Origin of the sequence: Reinekea forsetii (assembly GCF_002795845.1) — a bacterium.
Classification (GTDB): Bacteria; Pseudomonadota; Gammaproteobacteria; order Pseudomonadales; family Natronospirillaceae; genus Reinekea; species Reinekea forsetii.
Genome location: NZ_CP011797.1, coordinates 602,499 through 626,507 on the forward strand (window position 1 = coordinate 602,499; position 24,009 = coordinate 626,507).

22 protein-coding genes and 1 tRNA gene are annotated in these 24,009 nt (G+C 54.0%); 16 read left to right on the forward strand and 7 right to left on the reverse strand.

Going from position 1 to position 24,009, the window contains the following annotated elements:
• Nucleotides 1-27: 27 nt before the first annotated feature.
• Complete coding sequence (locus tag REIFOR_RS02855; RefSeq protein ID WP_100256124.1) at nucleotides 28-714, forward strand: DapH/DapD/GlmU-related protein; 687 nt, start codon at nucleotides 28-30, stop codon at nucleotides 712-714.
• Here the strand turns inward: REIFOR_RS02855 and REIFOR_RS02860 are convergent.
• From REIFOR_RS02860 to REIFOR_RS02870, 3 genes are all read right to left on the reverse strand, one after another.
• Entirely contained in the window at nucleotides 711-893 is a 183-nt protein-coding gene (locus REIFOR_RS02860; protein WP_100256125.1) for a hypothetical protein, read from the reverse strand. The two genes, REIFOR_RS02855 and REIFOR_RS02860, sit on opposite strands and share 4 nt — an antisense overlap.
• The gene (locus REIFOR_RS02865) at nucleotides 874-1,251 is read right to left on the reverse strand and encodes a DUF2237 family protein (RefSeq protein ID WP_100256126.1); all 378 of its coding nucleotides are present in this window, start codon (nucleotides 1,249-1,251) and stop codon (nucleotides 874-876) included. The genes REIFOR_RS02860 and REIFOR_RS02865 overlap by 20 nt, the downstream gene beginning before the upstream one ends.
• A gap of 83 nt (nucleotides 1,252-1,334) precedes the next feature.
• Entirely contained in the window at nucleotides 1,335-2,249 is a 915-nt protein-coding gene (locus tag REIFOR_RS02870; protein ID WP_100256127.1) for a zinc-binding dehydrogenase, read from the reverse strand.
• A 420-nt stretch (nucleotides 2,250-2,669) separates the two neighbouring features.
• Between REIFOR_RS02870 and REIFOR_RS02875 the strand changes: the two genes are divergently transcribed.
• The 4 genes from REIFOR_RS02875 to REIFOR_RS02890 all read left to right on the forward strand — a co-directional run bounded on the left by REIFOR_RS02875 (nucleotide 2,670) and on the right by REIFOR_RS02890 (nucleotide 5,222).
• Complete coding sequence (locus REIFOR_RS02875) at nucleotides 2,670-3,008, forward strand: DUF6172 family protein (protein WP_227003745.1); 339 nt, start codon at nucleotides 2,670-2,672, stop codon at nucleotides 3,006-3,008.
• 244 nt (nucleotides 3,009-3,252) lie between these two features.
• Entirely contained in the window at nucleotides 3,253-3,729 is a 477-nt protein-coding gene (locus tag REIFOR_RS02880) for a BamJ family beta-barrel-assembly machinery protein (RefSeq protein ID WP_100256128.1), read from the forward strand.
• Between the two features lie 9 nt (nucleotides 3,730-3,738).
• Nucleotides 3,739-4,701: a thiamine-phosphate kinase gene (thiL, locus tag REIFOR_RS02885; RefSeq protein ID WP_100256129.1), complete on the forward strand. Its 963-nt coding sequence runs from the start codon at nucleotides 3,739-3,741 to the stop codon at nucleotides 4,699-4,701.
• A 41-nt stretch (nucleotides 4,702-4,742) separates the two neighbouring features.
• Nucleotides 4,743-5,222 carry a phosphatidylglycerophosphatase A family protein gene (locus REIFOR_RS02890; protein WP_100256130.1) on the forward strand — a complete coding sequence of 160 codons (480 nt, stop codon included), beginning with the start codon at nucleotides 4,743-4,745 and terminating at the stop codon, nucleotides 5,220-5,222.
• A gap of 122 nt (nucleotides 5,223-5,344) precedes the next feature.
• Here REIFOR_RS02890 and ptsP read toward each other — a convergent pair whose 3' ends face one another.
• Complete coding sequence (gene ptsP / locus REIFOR_RS02895) at nucleotides 5,345-7,591, reverse strand: phosphoenolpyruvate--protein phosphotransferase (RefSeq protein WP_100256131.1); 2,247 nt, start codon at nucleotides 7,589-7,591, stop codon at nucleotides 5,345-5,347.
• Between the two features lie 57 nt (nucleotides 7,592-7,648).
• Nucleotides 7,649-11,506, reverse strand: a complete 3,858-nt coding sequence (locus REIFOR_RS02900) for an FG-GAP-like repeat-containing protein (RefSeq protein WP_100256132.1) — start codon at nucleotides 11,504-11,506, stop codon at nucleotides 7,649-7,651.
• 360 nt (nucleotides 11,507-11,866) lie between these two features.
• Here REIFOR_RS02900 and REIFOR_RS02905 point away from each other — a divergent pair.
• The 6 genes from REIFOR_RS02905 to REIFOR_RS02930 all read left to right on the forward strand — a co-directional run bounded on the left by REIFOR_RS02905 (nucleotide 11,867) and on the right by REIFOR_RS02930 (nucleotide 17,106).
• Nucleotides 11,867-11,943: transfer RNA gene (locus REIFOR_RS02905), tRNA-Ile, on the forward strand.
• A gap of 307 nt (nucleotides 11,944-12,250) precedes the next feature.
• Nucleotides 12,251-13,618, forward strand: coding sequence for a substrate-binding protein (locus REIFOR_RS02910; protein ID WP_100256133.1), 1,368 nt, complete (start codon nucleotides 12,251-12,253; stop codon nucleotides 13,616-13,618).
• A gap of 112 nt (nucleotides 13,619-13,730) precedes the next feature.
• Nucleotides 13,731-14,630 (forward strand): branched-chain amino acid ABC transporter permease, encoded by a 900-nt coding sequence (locus tag REIFOR_RS02915; protein ID WP_227003746.1) that lies wholly within the window; start codon nucleotides 13,731-13,733, stop codon nucleotides 14,628-14,630.
• Nucleotides 14,630-15,604, forward strand: a complete 975-nt coding sequence (locus tag REIFOR_RS02920) for a branched-chain amino acid ABC transporter permease (protein WP_100256134.1) — start codon at nucleotides 14,630-14,632, stop codon at nucleotides 15,602-15,604. Before REIFOR_RS02915 ends, REIFOR_RS02920 begins: the two co-directional genes overlap by 1 nt.
• A 10-nt stretch (nucleotides 15,605-15,614) precedes the next feature.
• Complete coding sequence (locus REIFOR_RS02925; RefSeq protein WP_100256135.1) at nucleotides 15,615-16,367, forward strand: ABC transporter ATP-binding protein; 753 nt, start codon at nucleotides 15,615-15,617, stop codon at nucleotides 16,365-16,367.
• A gap of 10 nt (nucleotides 16,368-16,377) precedes the next feature.
• Complete coding sequence (locus REIFOR_RS02930) at nucleotides 16,378-17,106, forward strand: ABC transporter ATP-binding protein (protein ID WP_100256136.1); 729 nt, start codon at nucleotides 16,378-16,380, stop codon at nucleotides 17,104-17,106.
• Between the two features lie 77 nt (nucleotides 17,107-17,183).
• Here the strand turns inward: REIFOR_RS02930 and REIFOR_RS02935 are convergent, their stop codons facing one another.
• Nucleotides 17,184-19,022 carry a carbohydrate binding domain-containing protein gene (locus REIFOR_RS02935; protein WP_100256137.1) on the reverse strand — a complete coding sequence of 613 codons (1,839 nt, stop codon included), beginning with the start codon at nucleotides 19,020-19,022 and terminating at the stop codon, nucleotides 17,184-17,186.
• A 641-nt stretch (nucleotides 19,023-19,663) separates the two neighbouring features.
• Here REIFOR_RS02935 and REIFOR_RS02940 point away from each other — a divergent pair.
• The 5 genes from REIFOR_RS02940 (at nucleotide 19,664) to REIFOR_RS02960 (ending at nucleotide 22,646) form a co-directional block, all read left to right on the forward strand.
• Entirely contained in the window at nucleotides 19,664-20,038 is a 375-nt protein-coding gene (locus REIFOR_RS02940; RefSeq protein WP_100256138.1) for a glutaredoxin family protein, read from the forward strand.
• A gap of 301 nt (nucleotides 20,039-20,339) precedes the next feature.
• A complete protein-coding gene (locus tag REIFOR_RS02945) occupies nucleotides 20,340-21,296 on the forward strand; it encodes a CsgG/HfaB family protein (RefSeq protein WP_100256139.1) in 957 nt (318 codons plus the stop codon).
• A complete protein-coding gene (locus REIFOR_RS02950; protein ID WP_100256140.1) occupies nucleotides 21,296-21,625 on the forward strand; it encodes a hypothetical protein in 330 nt (109 codons plus the stop codon). The genes REIFOR_RS02945 and REIFOR_RS02950 overlap by 1 nt, the downstream gene beginning before the upstream one ends.
• Nucleotides 21,626-21,964, forward strand: coding sequence for a DUF4810 domain-containing protein (locus tag REIFOR_RS02955; RefSeq protein WP_100256141.1), 339 nt, complete (start codon nucleotides 21,626-21,628; stop codon nucleotides 21,962-21,964).
• Nucleotide 21,965: 1 nt separating this feature from the next.
• Nucleotides 21,966-22,646, forward strand: a complete 681-nt coding sequence (locus REIFOR_RS02960) for a DUF799 domain-containing protein (RefSeq protein ID WP_100256142.1) — start codon at nucleotides 21,966-21,968, stop codon at nucleotides 22,644-22,646.
• 29 nt (nucleotides 22,647-22,675) lie between these two features.
• Here the strand turns inward: REIFOR_RS02960 and REIFOR_RS02965 are convergent, their stop codons facing one another.
• Nucleotides 22,676-23,710 (reverse strand): LacI family DNA-binding transcriptional regulator, encoded by a 1,035-nt coding sequence (locus tag REIFOR_RS02965; RefSeq protein ID WP_100256143.1) that lies wholly within the window; start codon nucleotides 23,708-23,710, stop codon nucleotides 22,676-22,678.
• Between the last annotated feature and the right edge of the window lie 299 nt (nucleotides 23,711-24,009).

Consider the following 24,009-nt stretch of genomic DNA (forward strand, 5'->3'; position numbering starts at 1 on the left):
AAGGTTTTTTAGCCAGTGGAGCCACATATGAACCAAACCCCAATCTCCAAACCGCAAACCCCAATCCCTAATGCAGAGCCTGAACTGCTTGGCGCTAGCCCCCGTATCGGTGCACAGACTGTGCTGCTAGACAGCCACTTTGGCTATGCCAACGAAGTAGGGCAGCGCTGTAAACTTAATAATGTGCGCATGGATGACTATTCCTATGTCTGTGACGACTCCGATTTGATCCATACCACCCTGGGCAAGTTTTGTTCGATCGCCGCCCATACCCGGATCAATCCCGGTACCCATCCGATGCACAAAGCGGCCTTGCACCATTTCACCTATCGCAGTCGGCAATTCGGCTTGGCAGAAGATGACGACGCAGACTTATTCGCGTGGCGACAAAACAGCCCTGTCAACATCGGTCACGATGTCTGGATCGGTCACGGTGCTGTGATTACCGCAGGCGTAAGCATCGGCAATGGTGCCGTGATTGGCGCCAATGCCGTGGTCACCAAGGATGTGCAGCCCTTCGAAGTGGTTGGTGGTGTGCCGGCCCGACGGATCCGATTTAGGTTTGCGTCCGAGGTTGTCGAGGGTTTGCAGGAGATAGCCTGGTGGCATTGGTCCCATGCGACCCTGGCGGCTGCGATGCCAGACTTTAGAAACTTTGCAGCTGCTGACTTTGTTGAGCGTTATCGTGCCCGGCCGCTGGACGGAGAGCTTTAATATCCAAAACTCGTTGTGCTGCTGGCAATAACGATGATCAAGGCCATTAAATCGATCCCTTTACGCCACAACACCAGTAAGATCGCTAGGGCCAAAACATAGCTGGCGACCAGAGTGATCAGCGTCAGCAGGCCGCCCCAATGCCAGCGCTTAAGGCCCCTAATTAAGGTCGACGGCATACTGTTTGAGCAAATCCAACGCGACCCGGTCGAGCGCTCGCAAATGGGTTCGGCGTAAAAACACGCGTGGCGCCTTGTCGTCTTTCATGGCCTCCAACCAACGTGCGGCACACATGCACCAGGTGTCGCCCGGCTTTAAGCCGGCAAAGTTGTATTGCGGTACCGGCGTGGATAAATCATTGCCCTTGAGTTGGGAATAGCGCAAAAACTCTTCGGTCGCTTCGATACATACGGTGTGCGATCCGCCGTCTTCATCACTGCTGTTGCAGCAGCCATCGCGATAGAAACCGGTTAAGGGGTTTTCGCCACACGGGTCGAGTGGTTCGCCGAAGACATTCAGGGATGGGTACATAGCCATAAAAAAACCTGTGTAATAGGTGCATCAATAACTCACACCGAGAAAAGACCAGTGTAACTTTTGGTTTCCTTATAAGCCAAGCATTAGGGGCAACGCAGTACCACTATTTTCGCACCGGCCGGACTCTGAGCCAGTAAACGCTGGGCGGCCGCGAGGTCGTCGAAGTTAAACACCCTAGCAACAGGCAGGCTCAGGCGGGCGGCGGCTGCCAGATCGAGATAGGTTTGCAGCTGTGAGCCATTTAGATCCGCCGCTTCGCCTTGATACGAGGTCAGTTCTACAGCGGTAGGAATATCGACACGAGGGTTGAAATTCTCCGGTGACGCAGGTCCGCCAAGGTTGCCCATCCTGCACACCAGCCCACTCGGGCCGACGCATGCCAATGAGTCCTCCAGCGTGCTATCGCCAACCAGTTCCAGTACTCGATCGTAGGGTTTGAAGATGGAGGCGGCGATCTGTGGCGCGACCTGACCATTGTCGATCCAGACTTCGTCGGCGCCGGCGTGAATCAAATTGGTAATCTGATCGCTGGTTCGGGTCGTGACGCCAACCCGTAAGCCTGCCGCCTTGGCCAAGGCCAAGACAGTCAAGCCAATGGTTGAGGTGCCACCTCGGATCAACAGGGACTCGGCATCCGCTATCGCCAAGCCAATGTGCAGGGCCCCGTGGGCGTTGCGCAGTAATGTCGGCAGCGCCGCGAGGACATCCCAGGGCAGCTGGCTGTTGAGCGGGAATAGATCAGCGTGGGGTACCAGGACGTATTCGGCGTAGGTGCCCTCGCTAGGCTGGGACACACCGACCTTTAATGCAGCAACTCGGGTCCCAACAGGCAACTGCAAGCCTCCGGGGTGCACAATTTCACCGACGCATTCTGAACGATCAAGAGCCACGGCTCGCACCCGAATCAGGGCCCAGCCGTCTCTTGGGGTTGGTCTGGGTTGTTCTTGACGCTGCCATTGCGCGCCGCCAGCCGCATCTGTGTTGACCCAGGCGATCATCGCGACGCCTCCGCTGTCTTGCGGTACAACTGTTTGTAAAGCGGAATGAGTGGACTCTTGGTAAGCATCATAAGGACAACTCTCAGTGAGAACGTAAAAGGTCGAGGCAGACTCGCTCTCGAACCAACAGCATCGGTGGCCTAAATAAACTCGCTCAGATGTTGATAACCGCTGACAATTGGAGGTTTTATCGGCCTTAGCAGAAGTTTAGTTCAAAAACGCACGCGTCGAAGACGAATATGAGGGCCGAATTCAGATCCAATACCGGGCCCCTTGGCGACTATGGGCACGCTGTGGGTTGCTTATGCCAAGGCACTTTATGACTCTATATTGGTGTTTATCCGAGTTTCGCTCGATTTCTGTAAATTGAGCCCTATAATCGGACCACTTCTCGTTTTTATCCGCTTTATCAGGAATCCCATGAAAAAGACCTTTAGTTTGACCCACCCCAAAATCAATCTGGCCCGTCGGGTGGAAGCGGTCAAACACGAAATTAAGAAATACCAGACGCGTGAGCGCAAGAAGGCCGTGCCGGCCGATACCGATTTTTGGGATTTTGAGTGCAAATTTGGGTCCAGTGAGCAAGACGCTCGCGTGATCCACGTTGCCGAAATCAACAAGGAAATCGACCAACTGGTGGCGGCGGAACAGGACACCTTCTATCTGGAGATTATGGCTGTCGGTCGTCAGCGACAGAAGCTTGCGTCGCTTACCCAGCCGGGTGATGACGATGATGATCTCGACGTCACCGGCGAGTAGATCAGTCTGAACGCGGCATAACGATCCCGCTTGCGTCTGCCGCCACTAACACCCGTTCAGCAAAGCTGAGCGGGTGGCTTCCAACAGCCTGCCAAAGCCTTTGCATACTGCTCGACGACGGTGCTGCGCTCGACCCGCTCAGAATTTCCAGTGAACCGGTGAATCAACCGATTGCGCTTCCGCGCGCGCGACTAATTCCGTATTATCCGGGCCTTGAGCCATTATTCTAAAGCCGGAGTTCCCTGTGTCTAAAATTATCGTTGCTGTTCTACTGTTGATCATCGCCTCAGTGTTGGTGAATCGTTATTTTACCAACCGTAAATCGGCCGAGGTCAACATTACTGTCGGCCAGGAATATCTGATCGAGAACCTAAAAAACGTTAATGTGCAAACAACCGACTCAGGCCTGCAATACGAGACGCTGGTGCAGGGCGATGGCAGCGTGCATCCCAAGGCGACCGACAGGGTAACAGTGCATTACCATGGCACCCTGATCGATGGCACCGTGTTCGACAGCTCGGTTGAGCGTGGCCAGACCATCAGCTTTGGCCTGAACCAGGTGATCAAGGGTTGGACCGAAGGCGTTCAGCTGATGGTCGTCGGCGACAAGACCCGCTTCTATATTCCCAGCAAGCTGGGCTATGGCACCCAGGCCGCGGGTAAGATTCCAGCCGGTTCGGTGTTGATATTTGAGGTTGAATTGTTCGGCATTAACGAATAATGCATCCCGATGCATGAATTTGAACTGATCCAACGCTGTTTCGCCGACTGGCCCGGGCGCCATGCCCAGGTCTTAACCGGCATTGGTGACGATGGACTGGTCTGGCAAGACCCCCGTCCGCTGGTGATCTCTACCGACACCGCCGTTGTCGGTCGGCACTTTCCGGTCGATGCCAGCCCCGAACAGGTCGCCGGTCGGGCCTTTCTGCCCGCGCTCAGCGATCTGGCCGCGATGGGCGCCAGCCCAGCCTTCTTTACCCTGGCGCTGACCTTACCGGCGCGCCTCAATAATGCTTCCGAGCCAAACATTGAGAGCTGGATTCAGGCGTTCGCGACTGAGTTGCGTCGCTTGGCCATCGCGCATAAATGCATGCTGGCCGGTGGCGATACCACCGCCGGTGAGCAACTGACCTTGACCCTCAGTGTGCACGGCACCTGTGCCCAGCCGGTGTTGCGCAGCGGCGCGCAGGTGGGCGATGCGGTGTGGGTGACTGGGCAACTCGGTCAGGCCGCCGCGGCCCTGCCGTTGATCCTGGCGGGCAATGCCGCGGCGGCGCCACCGGCCTGGTTAGCCGCCTACTGGCAGCCCAAACCGCAAATCGCACTGGCCGAGCAGTTAGCGGTTTTCCTGCACAGCGCCATCGATATATCCGACGGTCTGCTCGGTGATGCCGGCCATCTGGCGCGCAGCAGCCAAGTCGACCTGCACCTGAACCTTAACGCGCTGCCGCTCGATGCCGATCTAGTGGCCCTGGGTGATCGCGGCCTGCAATACGCCTTGGCCGGCGGCGACGACTATCAGCTGTGCTTTACCGCTGGCATGAATGCCGGCGAGCAGATCGAACGGATCGCCCAATCACTGGGTGTTCGGGTTAGCCGGATCGGCGAGGTAAGGCAAGGCACTGGCCAGTTGCACTGGTATGATGATGACCGAAAACGGGATCTGCCCTGGCAGAGTTTTGAACACTTTTAACAAGAACTTAACTCAACACAACAATTCTGGAGCCCAAACCCATGATAGAACCTATCGAACGCCGCTGGCACAATCACTGGGTGCACTTTTTTGCCTTCGGTTTTGGCAGCGGTGCGGCGCCCAAAGCGCCTGGGACCTTCGGCACCCTGGCGGCCATTCCGCTCTACCTGTTGCTGGCGCAATTGCCGCTCTATGGTTATCTCGCGGCGCTGGTTGCTACCTTTGCCTTTGGTGTCTATGTCTGTGACCGGGCCGCACAGGACATGCAGGTGCACGATCACGGCGGCATCGTCTGGGATGAGTTCGTCGGTTTCTGGATCACCATGGCGTTCTTGCCGGTGCATTGGGTTTGGATCGTTAGTGGCTTTGTGCTGTTCCGGCTGTTCGACATTCTCAAGCCGTTCCCAATCTCCTGGCTCGACAAGCGGGTCAAGGGCGGTTTTGGCATTATGATCGATGATGTCTTGGCGGGTCTGTTTGCCCTAGCGATTCTACAAGCGATCCGCTATAGCTGGTTTTGATTGGCTCGCTCCGCTTTGCGTCGCTCAGAAAGTACCTGTCGCCGATGTTGGCCGGCACGGCCTTGAACGACCGTTAGGGCCGATGAGACAGCGCAAATGCTGCTCGACCGAGCCTACTAAAGTCATTCAAACTGTTCGGTATAGCCGATTTCACTGAGTTTTTGGCTCAATAGCGCTTGGGTGTCCTTGTCGTTGTCCAGCGCAATGGCTTGCTGCAGCAGCGCTTGGCAGTCGGCCATACTGATATGACGGATCAGCCACTTCATCACGGGCAATTTGTAGGCCGACATACTCAGGGTGTGTACCCCCATGCCGAGCAACAGCAGAACAGCGCGCGGATCGGAGGCCATTTCACCGCAGACGCTGACCGGCAGGTCGAGACGTTTGCAGGTTCGGACCAGGTCGTGAATGGCTGCCAAGACGGCCGGATGAAAATGGGAATAGAGATGCGCCACGCGCGGGTTGTTGCGGTCGACGGCGAGCAAGTATTGGGTCAAGTCGTTTGAGCCGATCGACACAAAGTCGATATTGGCGCGTAAGGTGGGCAGCATCCAGATGATCACCGGAACTTCAGCCATAATGCCAACCGGTGGTTTGTGGACCGGGAAACCTTCTTCATTAAGCTGTTTCACAGCCTCATCGATCAGGGCATGCACGCGCACCAATTCGTCTTCTTGGCTCAGCATCGGAACCATGATCTGCAGGTTGTCATAGCCGATATTGGCCAACAACATGGCGCGGATCTGGTCTAACTGGATATTGCGATAATCCAATGTGAAGCGAATGCCGCGCCAACCCAAGAACGGGTTTTCTTCTTTAATTGGGAAATAGGGCAGAGCCTTATCGCCACCGACATCGAGTGTGCGCATCACCACCGGCATCGGCGCATAGGCTTCGAGCACACCGCGATAGATACGCGTCTGTTCCTCTTCGGTCGGGAAGGTGTTGTGCACCATAAAGGGTATTTCAGAGCGGTATAGGCCGACACCTTCGGAGCCCCGTTCCAGTCCGGGTCGTATATCGGCCAGCAGACCGGTGTTGGTATAGAGGCGTATTTTCGCGCCATCGGTCGACTCCGCGGGCAGATACCGCAAATGGGCCAAGTTGGCTTGGCTGGTTCTGTGGTGGGCCATCACCTTGAGGTATTCGTTGGTGACTTGGTCCGGTGCGTTGCCAATGACCAGGCCGCGATGGCCGTCGAGAATTAGATCCAGGCCATGCAACATGCGCAGATCGCCTTCACCCAAGCCGACCACGGCGGGAATGCCGAGGGCATTGGCCAGAACCGAGGTATGTGACAGTTTGGAGCCCTGGTTACTGACCACCCCGGCGATGAATTTCGAGTCAATCCGGGTTAGGTGTTCGATGGTGATGTTTTCACCAATCAAGATTATCGGCACATCGCTGGTGATGACTTCCGGTTCCAGGTTCTGTAATTGACGGTAGACGCGCACGCCGAGCACGCGCAGATCATCGGCACGTGCCTTGAGGTAGAGGTCTTCCATCACATCGAACACGGCGATTTGGGTCATCATGCCCAGTTTCAAGGCCGTGCTGGCACTGACGCCATTGGCCAAGTGGCCCTGGATGGCCGAATGCAATTCTGGGCTGGTCAGCAGCAGCTTGTAGACATTGATCAGCGACGTCAGGGTTTCGGTGATGCCGTGGGTGTGTTCATCGCTCTCGAGTTCTTCGAGGGTATTGTCAAAGGCTTCCTGGATGCGTTGTTGCTCAAATTCCACACTGGTGCCACTGCGTTCTTCTATATCTTCTAAGCGAATATCATTGCGCACCACCCAGCCGCGGGCCATGGCGGTACCCGGCGCGCCGACGATACCGGTGAGGCGGATGACGGTATCGGTACTAACCTTAACGTGGGCCACCTTCTTCAGGCTGGCACCCTGACTGGCGACTAGGTGAGCGCCCATCGTAATCAGAAAAGCCTCCTCCTCCTCGGTGAAGCGACGGGTCTCCTTGACCTGAACCACTAAAACACCGAGCACTGCGCCCAGATGGATCATTGGGATGCCGAGAAAACCTTGATACCGGTCTTCACCGGACTCGACAAAAAATTTGAACTTAGGGTGTTGCTCGGCAAAGGGCAAGTTGAGCAAATGCTGGCGACTGGCAATGGTGCCGACCAGCCCTTCTCCGAGCTCCATGCGAATGATGCCAATGGCCGACTTGGCCAGACCCTCGGTTGCGGTTAGCACCATTTGCTGCATGTCATTCATCAGATACAGACTGCAAACATCGACCTTGAGGGCCGTGCGAATGCGGCGCACGATCATCGATACCAGAGCTTTTTGGCTCTTAACCTGACCGGCGTCGAGCAGGATTTTTTTGGCAAGCAATAACGGGCTTCGCATGGCGGGTACTTTTCGAGGGTCTCCGCGCGATTATACCAGATTCGCGCGCAAGGCCATTCAGTCTGGGGCTATTTTTTTACGTCGGACCAATAAAAGCAGACCCAGCATCCAGGGCAGTCCGGCGCCACCCCGGCTTGTTGGGCTTTGCGCCCCGGCGGGCTGGGGGTTTGCCAAGGGCACCGCGGAGCTGGCAGCCTCATTATTGAGCGCCATGTTGTTCAAATCGGTGCCGGCAAAATCGAGCCGGCTGGTGGCGCTTTGGTTATTGGCGCTGATGATATCGGCTTGGCCACTGTCATCGACGTCGACCATGAGCACGGTATCGGCACCGTCCGTGTCGAGCACGGCAATGGTTATTAAACCACCCCCAGACTGGACTTGCATGACTTCCAAGGCACCGCCGGGGCGCAGTACGGCCAGGTCATCACGGCCATCGCCATCGTAATCGCCGACGCTGAGATCGGCCACCGAGCTACCCAAGGACTGCAGCTGCAGGCTGCTCTGTCCATCCGAGTCGACCGTGAATATCTGCAAACCGGCCGGCTGGGCGTTATCGGCGGCATTGATAAAGACAATATCGCTTGCTTCGCCGTCGCCATCGAGGTCAGCCAAACTCATGCTTTCGGTGAGGTCATCGGCCCCGCCCAGTTCGATGCGCTCGAATTCAAGCAGCTCGGTCGCTCCGACTCGCCCTAGGGCCCGAGCCCACCGGTCCAAGCCGCGATTAAACAACAGCTGATTTGCTTGGCCGTAGTTAGCAAAGAGAATGTCCGGGCGACCATCGCGGTTGAAATCGTGTATCAGCACGGCACGCGCGCGGGTCCGGCCCAGTTCGGCGTGGAAGCTGAAGGTGCCGTCACCATTATTCAGGTAGAGGGTATTGGGGTTATCCCAATTGGCGAAGACCAGGTCAATGTCGCTATCTCCGTCGATATCGCCAAAGGCCACACCTCGACTGTTGGCCAACCCGAGCCGGTCGATCAAGGCGAACTGGCCATTGCCATCGTTGCGATAGACGCTATTGGCCTCGCCGCCCCCATTGGCCAGGACCCAGTCGATATCGCCATCATCGTCGGCATCAAACAAGGCCATGCCATAGCTGTTGGCGGCATCGCCCAAATGGCTGTGTAACACCGGGCGAAACCAGGACCGGTCGAAGCGATAGCTGGTGCTGGCCTGACCTGGGCCATTGGCAAAGAGCAGCTCTGGCCAGCGCCCGCCCTGAATATTGGCGATGCCCAGTGCCCGCACCTGACCCTTGCCGAACGCCGGCACGCTGTATTGGGGAGTTGCTGGGGTGCTGGCGCTAAAGGTCAGGGTGACTCGAGCCTGGTTGTTGTCGGGCAGAACCTCAAAACCGGCGTGTTGGGCAGTGAATCTTAGATCGCTGCTGCCGACCGAGTCCTGGCGCACCGCGAGGGTGAGTTGGGTCGAGTCGGTCAGGCTGAGCACGCATGATTGACGCTCTGGGTCGGTGTCGGGCAGATTGCTCGCCACAGGGCAACGGCTGTCCTGGCTGGACCACTCGCCGTTGAAACTCAGGCTGAGCTCGGCCTCGAGCGAGCTTTTTGGCCCCAGATTGGTCAGCGTTAGGGTGACCGGCACCCAGCCGTTGGTGGACCAGAGGGTGCGTTCGACGGCCAGGCTGACGCTCAGATCGCTGGCACTGAGATCATCGAGAATGGGCAGCGTCCGACTCTCGTAGACCGTCGCACTGCCGTCGCTCACGCCGATCTCGAGGCTGTGCTCGCCGACCGCGCGATAGTCCGGTCGAATCTGCAACAGCCCAGTGGCCGACAGTTCGAGCCAGTCTGGCGCCTGGCGCAGACTAAAGCTCAGGGCGTCGCCATCGAGGTCGAATCCGGTCAACTGAACGTCCAGATCCCGATAAATTTGCCCAGTGGGCAGCGCCGGACCGGTCAATTCGGGCAGATCATTGACCGGAAGCACCGTCAGTAACAGTGGCAGACTGTTGCTACTCAGCTCGCCATCACTCAGCGTCAAGTTGATCGATAGGCTGCCAAACCAGTTGGCATCGGGAATGATCTGATCGGCGGCAATCTGATAATGGTCGCCGCGTTCGAGGCTTAGGCTGAAGTCACTGCTATCGGGGTCGTTCAGGTCGAGCAGAGCCTGGGTGACCAATAGGCTGCCGTCTTCATGAATAGTCTGCGGCGCGATGCTCAGTAACCGGGGGGCGTCATTAACCGCCAGCACATCGATAGTCACCAGGAAGGTAGCGCTGAGCAGTTGGCCATCGTTGATCTGCATGGCGACTGTGAGCGGCCCGGCATAGTCGAGCGCCGGTACCAGCCGATCGCCGTTCACCTGATAATGGTCACCGGGGCTGACCACCAGGCTGAAGACGCTCGAGTCGACATCGCTGAAGAGCAGCAGCTGCTCGTCCAGTAACCGATCTAACGGCAACTCGGTGTCTTCCTCGAACTCTATCAGGCGCTGCCCGGTCAGTTCCGGCGCATCGTTAACCGGCGTTACCACGATGTGAGCGATTACCACCTCGCTCAGGGCCAGGCCATCGCTGACTTGAACGGGGACCAGCAACTCACCCGACCAGTTCGCATCGGGCCGAATCTGCGTGCCCATCACCTGGTAATGGCTGCCGCTGCCGAGCATTAGGCTAAAGCTTTGGCTGTCGGGGTCGACGATGTTCAGGTCGGCGAGGCTCAGAGTCAGGCTGTTGTCTTCGAGTACGGTGAGGGCGCCAATGGCCCCAATGATCGGTGCATCGTTGACCGGGCTGACGGTGAGCACAAAGTTAAAGGGCGCACTGTTGTATTCCAGATCACTGACGCTAACCGGAATGGTCAGCGTGCCAGCGAAGTTTGGCGCCGGGATGATGGTCTGCTGGTCGATCGTGTAGGCGCTCCCCGATGAAATGTTCAGGCTGAGACTGGCCGGCGCTTCATCGATCAGTATCAGATCGGCCAGTGTCAGGGTATACCGCTCATCTTCGCGCACCGTCACTGGCCGCTGGCCAATGATTTGCGGCGGCTCATTGCGGGTCGTCGCCCAACCAAGGTCCTCCAGCATGGCCGCCGCTAGATCGGTTTCGGGTATGGCATCGTGCAGGTCGACCATCATCAGCTGCTTGGGCAGCGTGCCGTCGTGTAGGTGCAGGCCGGTCAGCTCGGGCGCGTCATAAGAGCGAGTAAAGAGCAGCAGGGCATCATCGGTGCGCCCGAAACTCAGGGCACTGGCCGCGGCCCAACTGTTGTTGCCAGCAAAGGCCAGGTCGGAACTTCGACGGGCCAGGGCGCGGATCTCGGCGCCGGTCATATCGACCACACTGCGGCCGGTGACCGAGGACTTGAGCCCAGTTAGATAGATATCGTCCTGACCGTTGAGCCGTTCACCAGTGGTAACATTGCCCAGCGCGATCAGGCCCAGGCCATGGGCCAGTTCCTGCAATGTCTCAAAATAGAGGCTGTACTGGCTGTAGTCGTAATTGGCGTCGTAGCCGAGATACCATTTTTGGCAGGCCGAACGATTGATCATCCGGGCATTGAAGGCAATATTAATATCGGCCGCTCCGGGCAGCAGGTCGGTGCCGGCCAGGCTATTAGCCAGGGCGATAGGGTAGTGCGTGTTGGCCAGCGGCGCTTGGGGAAAGTTGATCGCACTGGCCGGTGGCTGTGTCTGCACTTGGACATTGTAGGAAAAGCTACAGACCTTATCCACGGTTCCGACATAGACCTCGATTAGGACGTCGGAGCGCAGAGTGTCGGCCCAAAATTGCGCCGCCTCATTCATCACCGTCTGGTAGCTGGCGGTGTAGATCGGGTGGTAGGTCATCATGAAGTTGCTGCCCTGGCCTTGTACCAGAGTGCCCGCAGACACCATGGGTAGGCATAGGGTCAGCAGACCCGTAGCCAAAAACCGATTCATCGCCATCATCACTGCCCCCTATAGATGCAGCTAACCATAGGACCCTAACCCAATTCCTCAACGTAATTTGGCAATGGGATGGCGGAACTGTGAACCGAACGCTGTTATGGGTCCATTAGAACCACGATAGCGTCAATTTCCTGTGCTTTTGGCTGGGCGGGCTCTAAGGTGTCATCTGGGGCCCTATTGGAAATGTCATCGCATTGGCACCCAATAATTGAACTCAGTTTGCCAGCTTGAGCCAATCGGCATACCTGCCCAGGCTCCAATGCGGTCGACGATTTTCGGACTGGAGTTAAAAAACATAGATAAATCAACGATCTGGCTAGACTTGGCCGATGTGCGGGTTATAATGCGCAAGCTTTTTGAGGGCCTTTAGCTCAGTTGGTTAGAGCATACGACTCATAATCGTCAGGTCCCCGGTTCGAGTCCGGGAAGGCCCACCATTCAAAAAGACTCTAAGAACCCGCTTTTGGCGGGTTTTTGCGTTTCTGTGGTGCAGCTTTTGAGCCATTCACACTAAAACGTCAACTTGCGGCCAGTCTTATCCCGCTGCCAAAGACCCTTAATTCCCCGTCCTTCTTAAGCTGAAAGCGGCTTAGATTGCCATTAAGACTTTAGTCTCATTCACTAAAGTCTAATTAACAACAGGCTCTAACTCCTTAGACTAGACCTTACCCTAGAAGCACATCTGGATGTATTCGCTGGCAGTGCTGACTTTGGTTTAACAACAATAATAATATGGAGACTTCTATGACCGACAAGAAATCAGAGAACATCACCAAGCCCGCTTCTGGATGGTCCCGTCGCGATATACTCAAGGCCAGCTCCGTTGGCGCCATTGGTGCAGCAACGCCAATGTTTTATACTCCCAATGCATGGGCCGCCAAAACAAACAGTAACTATCCAGTAATGGGCAGTGAAGTCGTCTTCGGTTTTAACGTGCCGCAAACAGGCGCCTACGCCGACGAGGGCGCCGATGAATTGCGTGCCTACAAGCTGGCGGTTGAACACCTAAACAACGGTGGTGGCATGCTCGAAACCCTGAAGCCAAGCAAGTTAACCGGCAATGGCGTTTTGGGTAAAAAAGTTACCTACGTAACCGGTGATACTCAAACCAACGCAGACGCGTCGCGGACTTCTGCCCGCCGCATGATCGAGCGTGACAAGGTCATTATGGTTACCGGTGGTTCCTCTTCGGGTATCGCCATTGCACAGCAGTATTTGTGTAACGAATTAGGCGTTATTTTTATGTGTGGTTTGACGCACTCAAACGACACCACGGGTAAGGACAAGCAGCGTTACGGTTTCCGTCATTTCTTTAACGCTCACATGACCGGCAAAGCTTTGTCGCCAGTGTTGAGCAAAGAATACGGTAAAGACCGTCGCACTTTCCACCTAACCGCTGACTATTCTTGGGGCCATACCCAGCAAGAGTCTATGCAGGAATTCACCGAGAAAGAAGGTTGGTCAACTGCAGGTAACATCCTGACGCCGTTGAAGACGACCGACTTCTCTCAGTATCTGTCGCAAGTACTAAACTCCGATGCAGACGTGTTGATCCTCAACCACTACGGCGCAAACATGGTTAACTCGCTTACCAATGCGGTTAACTTCGGTATGCGTGACATGCAGAAGAACGGCAAAAACTTAGAAATCGTTGTGCCTTTGTATAGCCGTTTGATGGCCAAAGGTGCAGGTTCTGCCAACATCGACGGTGTATTAGGCACCTCGGGTTGGAACTGGGCGCTAGAAGACGAAGGTTCTAAGGTATTTGTCAAGGCCTTTACCGATGAGTATGGCTTCCCACCTTCCCAGGCAGCTCACACCTGTTATGTGCAGACTCTTCTGTATGCCAACGCGTGTGAAATGGCGGGAACTTTCTACCCACCAGAGGTGATTAAAGCCCTAGAAGACTTTCAATTCACCGGTGCCGGTAACGGTCCTACGCTTTATCGTGGCGAAGATCACCAGTGTATTAAAGACATCTTGGTTATGCAGGGTAAATCACCTTCTGCGCGAACCAGTGACTTTGACTATCTGAAGATCATCGATACGGTTTCTGCCAAGACTGTTGACTATGACCCAGCCATCTTTGGTGGTGATTTAGGTCCAGTCTAGTCTGTCCAATCTGTTAATACAGCTCTAACGCGCGCCAGTAAATGGCGCGCGCCTATATATCTAAAACAATAAAAATGAATTTGTCATAGCAACAAATGGGAGCAGCTCTAAAATGGATATGACCCTCAACGCCTTTACCCTCTCAATCTTAACCGGCCTGCAGCTGGGATCCATTTACGTGCTAATCGCTCTTGGACTAACACTGATTTTTGGCACCTTGGGTGTAGTAAATTTCGCCCACGGAGCTCTGTACCTTATCGCTATCTATTTAGCCGTAAGTATCAATAATTCACTGGGCTTTGGCTTTGCGCTTGTTTTGGTACCGCCAATTCTATTTATAATCGGGGTACTCTTGGAACGCGGTTTAATTAAACGTTTTTACGACCGACCGCACACCGATCAGATTTTGGTAACCTTTGGCTTGGCAATCGTGTTGCAAGAATTATTAAAGTGGGTATTTGGTGCCAACAATATTCCCTTTTCCATCCCCAGCTGGGGCAATGGAATTATAATGTTGCATGAATACCTACCCTTCCTAGACGGATTTGTTGTCTACCCTAAGTGGCGCATGATCTTAGTCGTGGTGGCCATCGTTACGGTAGCGGCCGTATTCGCTCTATTACATCTAACTCGTTTCGGACTGGTTATTCGGGCCGGCATGCGCGATGCAGAAATGCTTCAGTTCTTGGGGGTTAATATTAACCGCCGTTTTATGTTGGTGTTTGGCTTAGGTGCGATGATTGCCGGTATCGCGGGCGTGTTCGGCGGCCCCGTGACACAGGTATCGCCAGAGGTCGGCATGAGATTACTGGTGCCGTCCTTCTTGATTGTGGTTATCGGGGGCATGGGTTCCCTAGGTGGTGCGGTATTGGCTGGTATTTTGATCGGTATGGCTCAGAGCTTTACGGCCCCGTATATCTACCTCAATACCATTATTATCTACGTAATTACCGTTATCATCTTATTGGTCCGTCCGCGTGGTTTATTGGGTGCCAAAGGAGTATTTGAATAATGAATAATGAAAAAAGCTTTTGGCAATATAACAAGGCCGTTTTGGTGTTTTCCGCAGTAGCCCTCACGATGCCTTTCTGGTTCCCGTTCTTAGGTGGCTATTCTGGCTTAGATACAAAGATTATGATCTTTTGTATTTTTCTAGTCGGCTTCGATATCCTATTAGGCTTTACCGGCTATCTATCTTTTGGCCATGCAGCCTTCTTTGGCACATCTGCCTATATAACCGGCATCATGCTGAAGAATTATTCCGACAATATCATTCCAGCCATGATCGTAGCGGTAGCGGCAACAAGCGTTATTGCCTTAATCATCGGATTATTGACGCTCAAAAGAACCGGAATCTATTTTTCCATTCTCACTCTAGCCTTCGCCGAGATGTTTGATTCCATGGCGATGTCGATGTTGCAACGCTGGACCGGTGGTGAAAACGGGCTAACCGGTCTGCCGACACCAATGTTGTTTAGCATGGAAATGAAGGGCGATAATATATTCTACTTCTGTACCCTGATCGCCATTGTCCTGTTTTATGCTGCCAAGCGCATTGAACGCTCGCCTGTGGGCCTGATGATGAAAGCCATTAAGAGTAACCAAGTTCGTTTGGAATACACCGGCATCAGCGCCCTAAAGTATAAGCTCTTAGCCTTTGTGCTGAGCGCAGTGTATGCCGCGATCGCGGGATCACTGATGGTGGTTTACGAGCCATTTGTTGGTCACGAATTCCTCGGTTGGCATCAGTCGGGTGAAGTGGTCATTATGTCGGTTATCGGCGGTGTCGGTACGCTGATCGGACCCATGCTCGGTGCGGCCTTTATGCTGTACTTTGAAAACGTCTTATCGGTCAGCTTGGGTGAACAATGGTTATTGGTCCTAGGGGTCATCTTTATGGCCGTGGTTATCTTCATGCCCGGTGGTTTTATGGAAGCCGTTGCCCGCCTAAAGAAACGTTTTTTCACCAACGGCGACGCCGAATAGGAGACTGACCATGGCTATACTAGACATACATCAAGTGTCCTTAAGTTTTGGCGGTTTAAAAGCCTTACAAAACGTTAATTTAAAAATTCAACGCGGTACAACCCATGCTTTGATCGGACCGAATGGCGCCGGTAAGTCGACCTTACTTAATGTGTTGACGGGCATGTTGAAGCCCGATGATGGTTCGGTTATGTTCGACGGTAAGCCATTGCTTGATGTCAACGCGCACGATATTACTCAACTGGGTATCGCTAAGGTATTCCAAACACCGGCTATTTTTCCGGAAATGACGGTATTGCAAAATGTCACCATTCCAGTGTTTGCCGCCAGAGACGGTGTTTTTAACTTTAATCTGTTCGAGGGCCGTAAGAAGCAACGTCCGCTGATTGAATTTGCCGAGCAGCAACTGTGCGAGTTGGGTTTAGAAAATCATATGCATATGCTAGCGGGCAGCCTGTCACGCGGTGATAAGCGGCGGTTAGAAATGGCCATCTGTTTGGCCAATAAACCACGGCTGTTATTGCTCGATGAGCCGACTGCAGGCATGGCGCGCCATGAAACTGAAAAAACCATTGAGTTGCTGCAAAGTATGAACGACGGCATCACCAAAGTCATCGTTGAACATGATATGAACGTGGTTTTCTCGCTTGCCGATACGATTTCGGTCTTATCGCAAGGTCAAATAATTGCCGAAGGTGCACCCGCTGATATTAAGGGTAACCCTAAAGTCATCGAAGCCTACCTCGGCGAAGCACAGGTTTAAGGAAAAGACTATGTCATCAACTGATCAAGCTCCGAAGTCGTTCTTTTCTTGCCACGACCTCAAGGCCTATTATGGCGAAAGCTATGTGGTCCAGGGTCTCTCTTTTGATATTCCAGAAGGCGATATCGTTGCCTTATTAGGCCGTAACGGTGCGGGTAAAACCTCGACGCTGCGGACCATTGCCCGGGCCAAACAGCCTGCGCTGGCGACGGGCGATATCTGGCTGAATGGCCAAGCCATTCATTCGATGAAACCCTTTGAAGCCGCCCGCGCTGGGATCCAATTGGTCTGTGAGGACCGACGCATTATTCCCGGCGTTACCGTTGAAGAAAACATTATTTTGGCGCAGATTGCCGAACCATTGGGCTGGTCGATTGAGAAGATTTTCGGCCATTTCCCGAAACTGCAGGAGCGGCGTAAGCAAGAAGCGTCTACCCTGTCAGGCGGTGAGCAACAGATGCTTGCGCTCGCCCGAGCCTTAGCGCGGGACGTCAAGCTACTGCTGCTTGATGAGCCCTATGAAGGATTGGCGCCGGTGATTGTGCAAGAAATTGAGCGCATGCTGCTGGAAATTAAGAAAATGGGTATCACCACCATTATCGTCGAGCAGAATGCGGTGGCAGCCCTTAAACTGGCCGACCACGCCATTATTATGGATTCCGGTGTTATCGTCTTTACCGGTACGGCGCAAGAAGTGCTGGAGAACCAAGCATTGCGTGAAGAGTACCTCGCAATCTAACGGATAACCTAGAGTCAACATAAGAAACCCGCACCTGGTGCGGGTTTTTGCGTTTATAAAGGGGAAATTAATGTTGTTTAGTAGCGTGCGAATTGCAGCCCAAATATCTTATAACCAATCTCACCCGCAGGCACCTCTTGGTCGACAAAGAACTGGATCGCCTTAACTTCATGGAAATTAAAGCCCGGCGTATCGAAGACATAGGTTGGGATATAGTAAGACGCCATGTAGCGGGCATAGCGTAATCGATACGTCGAGGGGGCAACGGCCTTGGAGACATGGCCCCAGATATCGACCAAACGCACCTTCAGGCCAGGTTCGCCATGGACCTGGCCGCGGAAGGTCAAGTAGGTATTGAGGTTAGCCACCGACTTGCCGAAATCTCGATCAACAAAGCCGGTGGGTTCAACACCGGTATTTTCAACCGATGTGGTTAGGTTGGCCGCCGCGTAGCCCGAACCATTGTGGCTGAACTGCAGGTCTATCGCGGATACTTCATATTCACCATAGGGGCCGGTGAAGAACGAACCAATCACCACATCCTGCCATTGGTTAGCAACGTTTATGCGCGAGCCATCGGCCATCGCCGTGGTGCTGTAATTATATTCGCCGTTACCCAAGGTATCGCTCAGCCACCAATGACGTTTAGCCTCCATGGCCACCCCCTGTTCGACGACATTGATAAAGCCGATGTTATCGAGGTAAAACACCCCCGAGGATGGGCTGGCATTGTCGTTGAAGCGAATCCAGATCTCTTTAATGCGCCGCAGATCACTCGTCGCCGCCGTCAGGTCGGCCAGTGGAATCCGGACTTCGGTCCAGTCGTCTAGGGCCCAATCGAATAGGTAGTCCGACAACTTGACCGGATTGGCATTGCGGAACGGCGTTTCGATCAGATCGAGCGTGATATCGCCATTAAAATAGCCTTGGTCGCCAGTTTTGATAAAGAAACGCAAGGTGTTGTAAGCGGATAGATCCTTCGGTAAGTCTCGTTCATAAAAACTACTGGGTTCAACTCCTTGGCCATTGGGGTGGGTCGACAGATAGAGATCGATATAGCCGCCATGGAGATGCTCATAGCGAACTTCCAATGAACTCTGACCTTGGTAGGCCTCTGTTAGGCTGGTTTTTAGATCGTGCCAGTCATTGGCCGGGATATAGACGCTGCCCTCATCCCATCGGGACCAGCTGTAATTCCAGGCGCCGTTGAGGTTGAGGCTGGGTATGACGTTAGTTTCTTCGTACGCCCATTTGAATTCGGCAACCTCGGGGTAACGCAAAAAACTAATGTTATCAAGCGTGACCTCAAACGGCACATTGTTGTCGTTCTGATCGACCCGAAACACCACCTCGTTGACATTCCACAGTTGAAAACGATCAAAGTTATTAAAGGCTGGCATAAAGTCAGCCATGGGAACGACCACGCGCTGCCATGCATCGGAAATTTGGACGTAGTCTTTTAGCAGTGCATTCCTTGAACTATGGCCATTGGGTGAACTGATACTAACTGAGAGTGCGGATCGATTTGCGCCCGAACTGCCCTTTATAAAAAATTCTAAGGCGTCGATATACCTCAAGTCTTTGCCATCGAGATATTCTTGATCGTAGGTCGGCTCGGTACCGCTATTGGCATTTGCCGTGGGTATGGTGGCAAAGCCAAACGCCTGGGCAAAGTTATCGGTCTGATCGACATTCAGGTATCTTAAAAAGAGTGCGCTGTGGCCCTCATAGGCATCCGCGGTAAGGGGGATATTACCCCAGGGGTTGTACGATTGAAAATTGTCGTTGGTATGGCTGTAGTTCCAAACGTGATCACCATTATGGTCTTCCCATGCCCAGGGGATGCGTTCAAGGCCATTGGCGCAGGGCCCACCGGCAAACAATAAGGAGAGAGCGAAGAGTAGGGAGGTTTTCATAAAGACTCCTTAATTTTCAAATTGCAGTTATTAGTCAGGACGGGCTTGGTCCGATTGACTATCGACTGCCCAAGGCAAAGGCCTAAGGTTTTTCGGGAGAGTGGCCAAGGACAATGCCCAATCCACTTTACAACGATACGCTGGCCATGTTTAAAAACAATGGAATTGCCCATGAGCAAACTTTAATTAGAAACGTTTAGATTTCGCTCGCAAGTATTTTCAAGCTAAGACGGTTAATTGAACAGTTAGAAAATAATTTCATCGTTTAATCGCCCCTTATTCGGACTGCCTATGTCGACAGGTGAAAACTTGGATTTTGACCTCTGACCTCCAATTGCATATCGACCGCCATACAGCGGCGATTCAGGGGAGCATAGAAGTGCAAGTCAAATCGACCTGACGGCACAATAGTGCGGGAGGGTTGAAAGTGCACAAGCTTGGCGATCGGGAACAAACTGTGCTTCAATGCGCATCCGCATTTGGCGCGGTTAAGCCTTATATTGGGCACTCTGGGTTAACCAGACCATGGCGGCCAGCCTACTATAGTGCGGCGAGGCCACAGGTGCTCACAGGTTAGGGATGGTGCGGAGACTCCCTTACTTAGATCGAATTCCTCCGCGACACCACACAAAGGTATCTACATGTTTCTAGCACGTTGGATCTTAGGCGCGATCATCTTATTGGTAGAACGGCTATACAGCCCAAAGCCTGTGCAGCGCGATAACGACACCCAGGCCGCTGTTGATAACGAGACCGCCCAGCTGACTCTATACCAATACAAGGCTTGTCCTTTTTGCGTCAAGGTTCGTATGGCCATGAAGCGCCAGTCGCTGAGCATAGAGACTCGCGACGCCAAACGCAGTGACAGCGCCAAGGCCGAATTGCTGGCAGGTGGCGGTGTTCTGAAGGTCCCCTGTTTGAAAATTGTCGACCCGCAAGGCGCTACCAGCTGGCTGTACGAATCGTCCGATATTATTGTCTATCTTAATGACCGTTTTAGCCCCAACGTCGCCTAACATGAAGGCCGCCTAGGCGCATCACTTGGCGGTGCCCATTTTTTGGACGTGCCGATCGTCTAGATAATAGAACCCGCCTTGAGCGGGCTTTTTTGTGTTGGCGGGCTGTTAGCTAAGGCGACTCGCGGCTTTAATTGGTTGTGAGCAGCCGATACACCCTAACCAGTAATGTCAGTCAACGTCATTCACAGGATTAGCGGGATGTCGTGGCTAGTGAATAGCCATGCTAATAGGGTTAAACTTATACCTAATCACGTTGTTTTAACCTAAAAAACACAAAATGGCTAAAAAAGGAAACTGTATGCTCCATAGAACTTTGATAGTCGCTGGTGCCTTACTTTTAGCGGGCTGTGTGACAGCCCCCGTGACCCTAACCGGTGTTGAACCCGGTTACACAAGCGAGCAAATGCGCGCAGCGCAACAGGCCATGGCCCCCCAGCGGCTTGCGCTAAAGCGTAAAGTGGCGGTTGGTCGCCTGTCTAATGAAACCACCTACGGCAAGGGACTATTGTCGAACTCACCGGTTGATAAGATGGCCGAGAAAGTAGCCGATATGTTTGTTCAGGGCCTGGCCAATAGCGGCAATTATTTGGTCTTCGAGCGTCCCGACGTTGAACTTTTACAGGGCGAGTCCGATCTGTCCGGCACGGCGTTGGACCTAGTTGGGGTTGATACCCTGATTGTCGGTTCACTAACGGAGTTTGGCCGGGCCACCACGGGTAAGGCCGGTTTTTTTTCCTCTAGTAAAAAACAAGAGGCCAGTGCCACCATCGATCTGCGTCTGGTCGATGTGCGTACCGGGCAGGTGTTGCATTCTATTACCGGCAGCGGTGTAGCCTCCATTGAAGATCAAAACACCATGGGCTTTGGCGCGGTTGCCGGCTACGACGGCAGTATTAACGACCAGGCAATTGGCGCTGCGGTGAATGCCGCGGTTGGCAAATTGGACCTATGGATGCTGCAATCAGCCTGGACATCGGACATCTTAGCCGTTGAAGACGGGTTGATTTTTATCAGTGGTGGCCTGTCACAGGGCATTAAAGGCGGCCAACATTTCCACATTCTGACCAAGGGTAAAGAGGTTAAATCAACTACCACGGGCACTGTGATCACCTTGCCCGGCAAGCAGGTCGCGGAGATCGAGGTGATCTCGTCTTTCGGTGAGACCGAACTCGCGGAGGGCTCGATTACCCAGCTGGTATCAGGTTCCATTGAGGGCCTGGCCATTGACACGTTGCAAGTGAAGGAGATCCAGTGATGCGCTTTATTCTGATGGGATTGGCCGCACTGGTACTGTCCGCCTGTGCGATTAACAACCCGGTGACCATTCAGTCGGTTGTCGATGATCGGCCCTTGGTGACCTTTAGCGTTAGCGGCTATGACATCGATCAGCTGCAATTGAGTATCGATAATCTGGACTATGGTCCGGTGAGCCAGTATCTGAATATGCTAGACCTGTCGGAAGCCGCGCTGCGTATTATTCCCGGTCAACATCTGATCGTTGTCTTTAACGGTCGGCAGATTATTTATCAGCGAGATGTCTATCTCGGTGAATCATCGACCCTGATGATCAGACTGCAGCAATAGATGCGAGCGTTGCTGTCGATCCTAGTACTTGCCGGGTTGCTATCAGGTTGTGCGACCCAAGGGCTCTATGATTGGGGCGATTATGAGGCGGACCTGTTCGACTACTACCACCAACCCGGTGATAAAGAGCGGGTCATCGAAAACCTGGTACAGCATCTTGACCGTATGGCCGCGCAGGGTCGAAAGCCGGCGCCCGGTTTGCTGGCCGAGGCGGGCACCTACTATCTGTTGGCAGGCGATGCCGCAACGGCGGTAGATTTTTATCGTCAAGAAGCGGCGGCCTGGCCTGAAAGTCGGCCCATGATGGCGACCCTGATCACTAACTTGGAGGCCAAATAGGATGGATTATCGTGCTATGGCCGTTGTCGTCGGCTTCAGCCTTCTTGTGAGTGGCTGCGCGGTGACACAGGTGCAGGTCGATACCTTGGCCGACTTTCATCAGAGCCGGCCCAAATCGATACTCATTGTACCGGTGGTCAATAAATCCATTGATGTGATGGCCAGCACCTCGGTGTTAACGACCCTGCCGCGCCAATTGGCCGAAAAGGGCTACTACGTCTTTCCGGTGAACACCGTGAAGGCCCTGTTGGAATTTGAAGGGCTGACCGACCCGCAAGAGGTGCATAATATACCGCCGGCCGACTTGGCGGCCCTGTTCCACTCTGACGCCATGCTCTATGTCACGATTCACCGTTGGACCTCAAAATACGTGGTGTTGGCGACCAAGACCGAAGTCGATTTCGAATATCGATTGGTTGCGGCCGACGGCACGCTGTTGTGGGCCGAACGGGAGAATCTGAGTTACAGCCCGCGGAGTGACCGTAGCGGCAACCCACTCACCGATTTGCTGGTGATGGCTCTGGAGTCCGCGGTAGAGCGGGTCGCACCAAACTATTTGCCGTTAACCCGTGAAGCCAATACCAATGTCTTTTGGAATATGCATCGACCCTTTCCGCCGGGGCCCTACGCCCCTAATTACGTGACCTACTATCAGATGGTAGCGCCGGCAAAGCTGGATTAGGTGAGCGAGAGGACCGCACGGCACGGCCGTCAGATATTCATCGGTGTCAAGATCTCAAATGGAATGGTCTTGTAGAGCGGCGCATCCAGATTTCCGTTACCGATCACTTCAATCATGGTGTCAATTAGTAGCTCGGAGGTGGCGTCTACTGGGTGGCACAAGGATGCGGTGATCAGCTCCTCGCCCAGTCCTCGCCGGGTTTCCGGTCCGGTATCCCGGCAAATGAGCAGTATTTTCTTGCGCCGTTCCTCAGGCACTTCGCGCAGCGCGCGCAGTACGCCCGAGATACCCCCGCCGACAATAAGAATGCCCACCAATTCACTGCTGTTGGCCAGTTGATCGCGCACCATGCGATAGGCCTGGTCCGGCACTTCGTGGGTCGGACGACTTTCTTGCACTATTAGGTGCGGCGCGTGTTCGCGGACATAGGAGCGGAAACTGGCATCGGCTATATCCTGGCATTGGTAGCGATGATTGCCGATCAATACCGCAATGCTGCCTTCGCGGTGTGCCATGCGCGTCATCAGATACCCGGCCGTGCGGCCCAACATCCAATTATCGGTGCCGACATAGGCCGCCCGGTCCGTTGAGGACTGATCGGTGATATAGGTGACCACCGGTTTTCCCATGGCTTTGAGTTCACGAATGGCATTGCCGACCAGCGGATGATCGGCGGCGATCAGTGCGACAGCATCGCATTCCCGGCCCAGAGCAATCAGGCGGCGGGCGATATTTTCCGGCGTCAATTGATCAACAAAATCGATCAGCGGGTTCACAATGTCCGTTTGCCGCTGATGGCAGGCTTGAATTATTTTCGCATTAAGCAGCTGATATAGGGGCCGATGGGACTGTTGCAGCAGGAAGCCCAGTCGATAAGTCGGGGTCGCTTCGGTCAAACGGTATGCGATGGCGCCCAGACCATAATAGCCGATGCGCTCTGCGGCGCTCTGAACCTTCTGCATGGTGCTGTTCCGCACCTGGGCCTTGCCACCGAGAATGCGGTTGACCGTTGAAACGGAGACGCCAGCCTCTGCGGCGACATCGGCGATGGTCGCTCTTTCCATAGGCCCCTCCAGAGGGATGCAATGTCATCATGAATGACACAAAATGACACAATCATGTCTTTATGGCAATGGCTTTGTTCCATACGCTTTATCCTTAGTTAAGCTGTGGCGGAACGAAAATAATCCTGCGCAGAGACCGGGTGGCCAGACCAAGTGATGAACCTCATAACCCTGAGAAGCCTAACGCCGCCGTTTTTGAACGCCGCCGGCGTCCTGCCAGATGCGTGTCTAACCTCGGCCGCACAGGCCGTTGAGATTGTTATCGTCGATTACACAAACGACTGAAACCCTTAAAAATA